The organism is Streptomyces purpurogeneiscleroticus, from assembly GCF_020024005.1.
Taxonomy (GTDB): Bacteria; Actinomycetota; Actinomycetes; order Streptomycetales; family Streptomycetaceae; genus Streptomyces; species Streptomyces purpurogeneiscleroticus.
On record NZ_NHSG01000032.1, the window covers coordinates 1 to 6198 of the forward strand.

General features: G+C 73.2%; 4 protein-coding genes and 1 pseudogene. 3 read left to right on the forward strand and 2 right to left on the reverse strand.

The genetic code is table 11. The features are described from left to right. Positions 1 to 231 precede the first annotated feature (231 nt). A complete protein-coding gene (locus CCS38_RS00860) occupies positions 232 to 975 on the forward strand; it encodes a L,D-transpeptidase family protein (protein ID WP_223731241.1) in 744 nt (247 codons plus the stop codon). A 16-nt stretch (positions 976 to 991) separates the two neighbouring features. Here CCS38_RS00860 and CCS38_RS00865 read toward each other — a convergent pair whose 3' ends face one another. Beyond that, the gene (locus tag CCS38_RS00865; protein ID WP_223731242.1) at positions 992 to 2266 is read right to left on the reverse strand and encodes an MFS transporter; all 1275 of its coding nucleotides are present in this window, start codon (positions 2264 to 2266) and stop codon (positions 992 to 994) included. A 91-nt stretch (positions 2267 to 2357) separates the two neighbouring features. Next, a pseudogene (locus tag CCS38_RS00870) lies at positions 2358 to 4046 on the reverse strand (SpoIIE family protein phosphatase); the annotation flags it as partial. Positions 4047 to 4241: 195 nt separating this feature from the next. Here CCS38_RS00870 and CCS38_RS00875 point away from each other — a divergent pair. Beyond that, the gene (locus CCS38_RS00875; RefSeq protein ID WP_223731243.1) at positions 4242 to 5108 is read left to right on the forward strand and encodes a TetR/AcrR family transcriptional regulator; all 867 of its coding nucleotides are present in this window, start codon (positions 4242 to 4244) and stop codon (positions 5106 to 5108) included. Positions 5109 to 5247: 139 nt separating this feature from the next. Beyond that, on the forward strand, positions 5248 to 6198 hold a 951-nt coding region (locus tag CCS38_RS00880), incomplete at its 3' end, for a beta-keto acid cleavage family enzyme (RefSeq protein WP_223731244.1).

The window sequence follows — 6198 nt, forward strand, 5'->3', positions numbered from 1 at the left end:
CACGGGGTCCGGAACCGGTCCCGGCCCGGGGTTGGGCGGTGTCGGGCCGCCGGGGTCGTGAGCGCGCGCGAGGTGCGGCTGCCGTTCCACGGAATGCCTCCTGGATCTCACGGTGTGGTGCGTGCCGCGGGTGGTCCGCCCGCGGCGGTGGTACTCCTCCTGGCCCCCGTACCCGAGTCTGGCCCGGCTATCGCTACCGCGCGCGGTGGGATTCCGCCCTACAGTGCCGTCATGAAGCGTTCGTTCCTGGCAATGGCGGCCGGTGCGGCCGCGCTCGCGCTGGCCGGCACCGCCGGCTCCGGCCCGGCCGCCGCGGCGCCCGGGTACCCGACGACGGACCGGACAGGCACGCCGCTGCCCGCCCGGATGGCGGACACCGGCGGCGGCCGGCAGCTCATCACGGCCGAGGCACCGCGCACCTCGTCCACGCACGGGCGGCTGATCTGGTGGGAGAAGCGGCACGGCCACTGGCGGCAGGCGGGCTCGGCGCCCGCCCGTTTCGGCGCGAAGGGCCTGGCCGAGGGCAGCACCCGCAAGCAGGGCACGAACACCACGCCCACCGGCCTGTACGACCTGCCGTACGGCTTCGGCATCGGCGCGGCCCCGGCCGGTACGGAGGTCTCCTACCGCCGGGTGCACGGCGACTCCTGGTGGTGCGAGGACAACGCCTCGGCGTCGTACAACCGCTGGACCGAGCCGCTGCCCGCCGACTGCGCCGCGAAGGAGTCGGAGCGGCTGGCCGACTACCCGAAGCAGTACGACCGGGCGCTGGTCATCGGCTTCAACTACGACAAGCCGGTGCGCGGCCGCGGCGCCGGGATCTTCCTGCACGTCAACGGCAAGGGCGCGACAGCGGGCTGCGTGTCCGTACCGGCGGGCGCGATGGCCCGCGTCCTGGCCTGGGCGGACCCGGACAAGCGGCCGCACATCGCGATCGGGACGCGGTCGGGGGACACGGCGATCACCCGGTACTGAGCGCCCGTGTCCCGGCTCAGGGCTGCGGGTTCCGCGCGTCGTAGCGGGCGAAGGCGGGGCGGCTCAGGCCGAGGAGGGCCACCACGACGACGCACGCCAGGCCGCCGCCGACCACGGCGACGGCCGGGGTGGCGAGGTCGGCGGCGGACCCGGCGAGGAAGTCGCCGAGCCGCGGCCCGCCCGCGACCACGACGATGAAGACGCCCTGGAGCCGGCCCCGCATCCGGTCCGGGGTGGCGGCCTGCAGCATCGTGGAGCGGAAGACCATCGAGACGGTGTCGGCGCAGCCCGCGACCGCGAGGAAGACGAGGCCGAGCCAGAGGTTGCGGGTGAGGCCGAAGACGGCGATGGCGGCGCCCCACGCCGCGACGGAGAGCAGGATCGCGAGGCCGTGCCGGCGGATCACGCCCAGCCAGCCGGAGAACAGGCCGCCCAGTACGGCGCCGACGGCGGGCGCGGCGACCAGCAGCCCGACGGTCCTGGCGTCGCCGCCGAACCACAGCACGGCGACGGCCGGGAAGAGCGCGCGCGGCTGGGCGAGCACCATCGCGGCCATGTCGGCGAAGAAGGTCATCCGCAGGTTGGGGCGGGTGGCGAGGAAGCGCAGGCCGTCCAGTACCGAGGCGCGCTTGGGCTTGGCGCCGTCCGCGCCCGGCTCGTGGTCGGGGCGCATCGAGGGCAGCCGCCACATCGCGTACAGGGACGCGGAGAAGGCGACGACGTCGATGAGGTACGCGGCCTGGTAGCCCCACAGGCCGACGATGACGCCGCCCAGCATCGGGCCGCCCATCAGGCCGAGGTTGCTGGTGAGGGAGTTCAGGGCGTTGGCCGCGGGCAGCTGTTCGGTGGGCAGCAGGCGCGGGATCATCGACGCGCGGGCCGGGGAGTTCATCGCGAAGCAGACCGCCTGGAGCGCGACGACGACGTACAGCAGCCAGACCTGCTGTACGTGGAGCAGCGCGGCGGCGGCCAGCACCACGGACATCGCGGTGGCGCCGAGGGCGCTGGCCAGGCCCAGGGTGCGGCGGTCGACGGTGTCGGCGATGGCGCCGCCGTACAGCCCGAAGACGACGAGCGGGACGAGCGAGCAGAGACCGACCAGCCCGACCGAGAACGTCGAGTGGGTGATGTCGTAGACCTGGAGCGAGACCGCGAGCGCGGTCATCTGCTGGCCCACCCAGGAGACGGTGTTGCCGGTCCACAGGCGGCGGTAGTCGACGGAGGTACGCAGCGGTGTGAGGTCGGCGAATATGCGCGAGCGCAGGCCGGCGGGAGCGGTCTCAGTGGGCACGCGGCAGTAAAGCACGGCGCACGGAGCGTGTATGTGGCGGGGGCCACCTTTAGCCCTTACATGCTGCAGAGGGCAGCTATTGGTGCGGCCGGGGCGTGCCGCTGCGGCGCAGGAGCAGGAGCGCCATGTCGTCCTCGCCGTCGCCGCTGAGGGACAGCGCGCACAGCCGATCGGCGAGCTGCTGGACGTCCTGCGGTCCGGCGCGGACCTCCTTCGCCAGCCGGGCCATCCCCTCGTCGAGGTCGGCGCCGGGCCGCTCGACCAGGCCGTCGGTGCACAGCACGAGCGTTTCGCCGGGCGCGACGCGCACCGTGGTCACCGGGTAGTCCAGCAGGCCGAACTGGGCGGACAGGCCGAGCGGCAGCCCGCCGGCCACGGGCAGCCGGCGGCAGATGCCCTCGGCGTGCCGCAGCAGCGGGTCGATGTGCCCGGCGCGGACGATCTGCAGGGCGCCGGTGGTCAGGTCGATGTCGGCGTAGAGGCAGGTGGCGAAGCGCTCGGTGTCCAGTTCGTACAGGAAGGCGGAGGCGCGGGCCATGACCGTGGCGGGCGCGTGGCCCTCGGCGGCGTACGCGCGCAGCACGATGCGCAGCTGGCCCATGACGGTGGCGGCCTGGATGTCGTGGCCCTGGACGTCGCCGATGACGACGGCGAGCCGGCCTCCCGGACCTCCGGGCAGCGGGATCACGTCGTACCAGTCGCCGCCGATCTCCCGGCCGAGCCGTGCCGCGCGGTAGCGCACCGCGATCCGGGCGCCCCGGACGGCGGGGATGCGGCGCGGCAGCATGGCCTGCTGGAGCGCTTCGGCGAGGTCGTGCTCCTGGTCGAAGAGCATGGCCCGGGCGAGGCTCTGCGCGATGCTGCTGCCGAGCGCGACGAGGATGCTGCGCTCGTGGGTGCTGAACTCGCTCTCCTCGCGGTAGAAGAGGCCGAGTACACCGATCGGGCGGGCCTGCGCGATCAGCGGGAGGTAGGCCGCCGAGCCGATGTCCAGCGGCTGGACGTGCGGCCACAGGCGCGGGTAGCAGGCGGCGAACTCCGCGCGGGACCGGATGAAGCGCGGCGTGAGCGTACGCACGACCTCGCTCATCGGGAACTCGTCCGCCACCCGGGTGAACCGGTGCTCCGGTACGAAGCTGCCGGACTGCCCCTCGGAGACGAGCCGGATGTGGCCGGCCTCCACCAGCCCGACGATGACGTTCTCCGCGCCGAGCCGGCTCAGCCCCTGGCTGTCACCCAGGACGGCGATGACGTCGCCGACGGTCCTGGCGTGCGCGAGCGCCGCGGTGGTGCGCTCGACGACGGAGCTGTGTCGGCGGCGGCGCTGGGTCCCCTGCTTCGCCGGGCTCGCGGTGCGGGAGAGCGCCAGCTCCTGGCGGGCGTCGCGGACGATGCCGATGATGCGGTACGGCCGCCCGGTGCCGTCCCGGTGGATGGCGCCGTGGGTGTGGGTCCAGCGCAGCGTGCCGTCGCGGCAGCGGACGCGGAAGTACGCGCCGTACGTCGCGCTGCCCTCCTTGATGGCCTGGGCGACCAGGGAGTCCAGGCGGGCGGACTCGGCGGGCGGCACCCGGCAGGAGAGCGTCTCGGGGCGGCCGTCGTACTCACTGGGGAGCAGGTCGAAGACCCGCAGCGCGGCGGCGTCCATGTACATGCGTCCGCGCTTCAGGTCCCAGTCGAAGCCCCCCATTCCGTTGAGCGCCAGGATCAGGTCCGGCGGGGCGGGCCACTGCTCCGGTGCCGACACGGCAGGGGGCGGCTGCGCGCCCCGTTCGGCCATGTTCGTCACTTTGCCACATTTCCGCCCTTACTGGGTGCCCGCGCCATGGATGCGCGCGACCGGACAGGCACCCTGACTTTCTCATCAGTCAGGGCTCATCACGTGGCGCTTTACCGCTGAATGTCGGTGTTTGACCGTACCCTTTCGCGCGCAGGGCGTTGCGCTGATCTCATCACGCTGCTACGGTCCCGAGCCATGCACGAAGACCCCGGCACCCGGCTCGCCGACGAGAGCGGCGACCTCACGGACCGCGTCAAGCAGGTGATCGACGGCATCGGCTGCAGCCGCCGTGAGTTCGCCCGGCGGATCGTGATGGATCCGTCCAAGCTGTCCCGGTCCCTCAGCGGGACCCGCCGCTTCACCGTCGCCGAGATCGTCCGCATCGCCGAGATCGGCGGCGTGGACGCGGGCCGGCTGCTGGGCTCCCGGGCCGAGGCGCCCGCGCCGCCGGGCGACGACGCCGGGCCCGCCGCGCTCCCCGAGGGCGGCCGGCCGCTGCAGATCGTCCGCGAGACGGTCCGGCTGATCGCCGAGCACGGCTTCCACTCCGTGCGCGTCGCCGACATCGCCGCCGCCTGCGGGACGAGCACGGCCGCCATCCACTACCACTTCCCCGGCCGGGACGACCTCCTGGAGGCCGCCGTCCGCTGGTGCATGGACGAGGACACCGAGCGCCGCGCACAGGGCCTGGCCGGCGCGATCGACGCCCGCGAGGAGCTGCTGCACCTCATCGCGCTGCAGACGCCGCGCACGGAGCAGCAGCGCCGGCAGTGGCTGGTCTGGCTGGACATGTGGGCGCAGGCGGCCCGCTCCACGGAGGTCGGGCGGCTGCACGACCACTACTACCGGCAGTGGCGGACCACCGTCGCCGACGTCGTGCGGCGCGGCGTCGAGCAGGGCGTCTTCCGCCCCGTCGACGTGGAGTTCACCGCGCTCCGGCTGACCGCGCTGATCGACGGCCTGGCCACGCAGGTACTGGCCACGGCCCCCGGAAGCACGACCCCCGACTCCATGCACGCCGCGCTGATCGCCTTCGTGGAAAGCGAACTGACCGCCTCGTAAGGCGCTCCCCCGGACGAGAGTCCGCCCCCGATCGTGTGCGGGCAGGCGTGGCCGACGCCTGCCCGCACACCCCCTCTCCGCACCCTCCGCCGTCAGCTGACGGCACGTCACCACACCACCCGCAGAAGGGACTCCCGTCATGAACGACGAGGTCATCATCACCTGTGCGCTGACCGGCGCGGGCGACACCGTACGCCGCTCCCCGCACGTCCCCGTGACGCCGGAGCAGATCGCGAAGTCCGCCGTGGAGGCGGCGGACGCGGGCGCCGCCGTGGTGCACATCCACGTCCGCGACCCCGAGACCGGCGACCCCTCGCGCGACCCGAAGCTGTACGCGGAGGTCGTCGAGCGCATCAAGGAGACCGGCACCGACGTCGTCATCAACCTCACCGCCGGCATGGGCGGCGACCTGGTACTGGACCCCGATCAGCCGCTGGAGAAGGGCGCGCAGCCCGGCACCGACCTGGTCGGCGGGCTGGACCGGCTGCCGCACGTCGAGGACCTGCTCCCCGACATCTGCACGCTGGACTGCGGCTCGCTGAACTTCGGCGACAACCTCTACATCTCCACCCCGGAGATGCTGCGCAAGGGCGCCAAGCGCATCCAGGAGCTCGGGGTCCGCCCCGAGCTGGAGATCTTCGACACCGGTCAGCTGTGGTTCGCCAAGCAGCTGCTCGCGGAGGGCCTGCTGGACGACCCGACCATCTTCCAGCTCTGCATGGACATCCCGTGGGGCGCCCCGGCCGACCCGGGCGTGCTGCAGGCGATGGTCAACATGCTGCCGGAGAAGGCGCAGTGGGCGAGCTTCGCGCTCGGCCGCATGCAGATGCCGTGGGTCGCCCAGTCCATCCTGCTCGGCGGCAACGTCCGCGTCGGCCTGGAGGACAACCTGTACCTCTCCAAGGGCGTGAAGGCCACCAACGCGCAGCTCGTGGAGCGCGCCGTGACCATCACCGAGTCCCTCGGCGCCAAGGTCGCCACCCCCGACCAGGCCCGAGCAGCTCACCGGTGTGCTGCGCGAGGTCGTGGCACTGCAGACCGGCGAGCAGCGGCCCGCGCTGTCGCAGCTGTTCGGGCCCGAACTGCGGGT

Bases quoted from the DNA above. Each gene is read 5' to 3' on its own strand.
- CCS38_RS00860 (WP_223731241.1), top strand. From the start codon at position 232: ATGAAGCGTTCGTTCCTGGCAATGGCGGCCGGTGCGGCCGCGCTCGCG.
- CCS38_RS00875 (WP_223731243.1), top strand. From the start codon at position 4,242: ATGCACGAAGACCCCGGCACCCGGCTCGCCGACGAGAGCGGCGACCTC.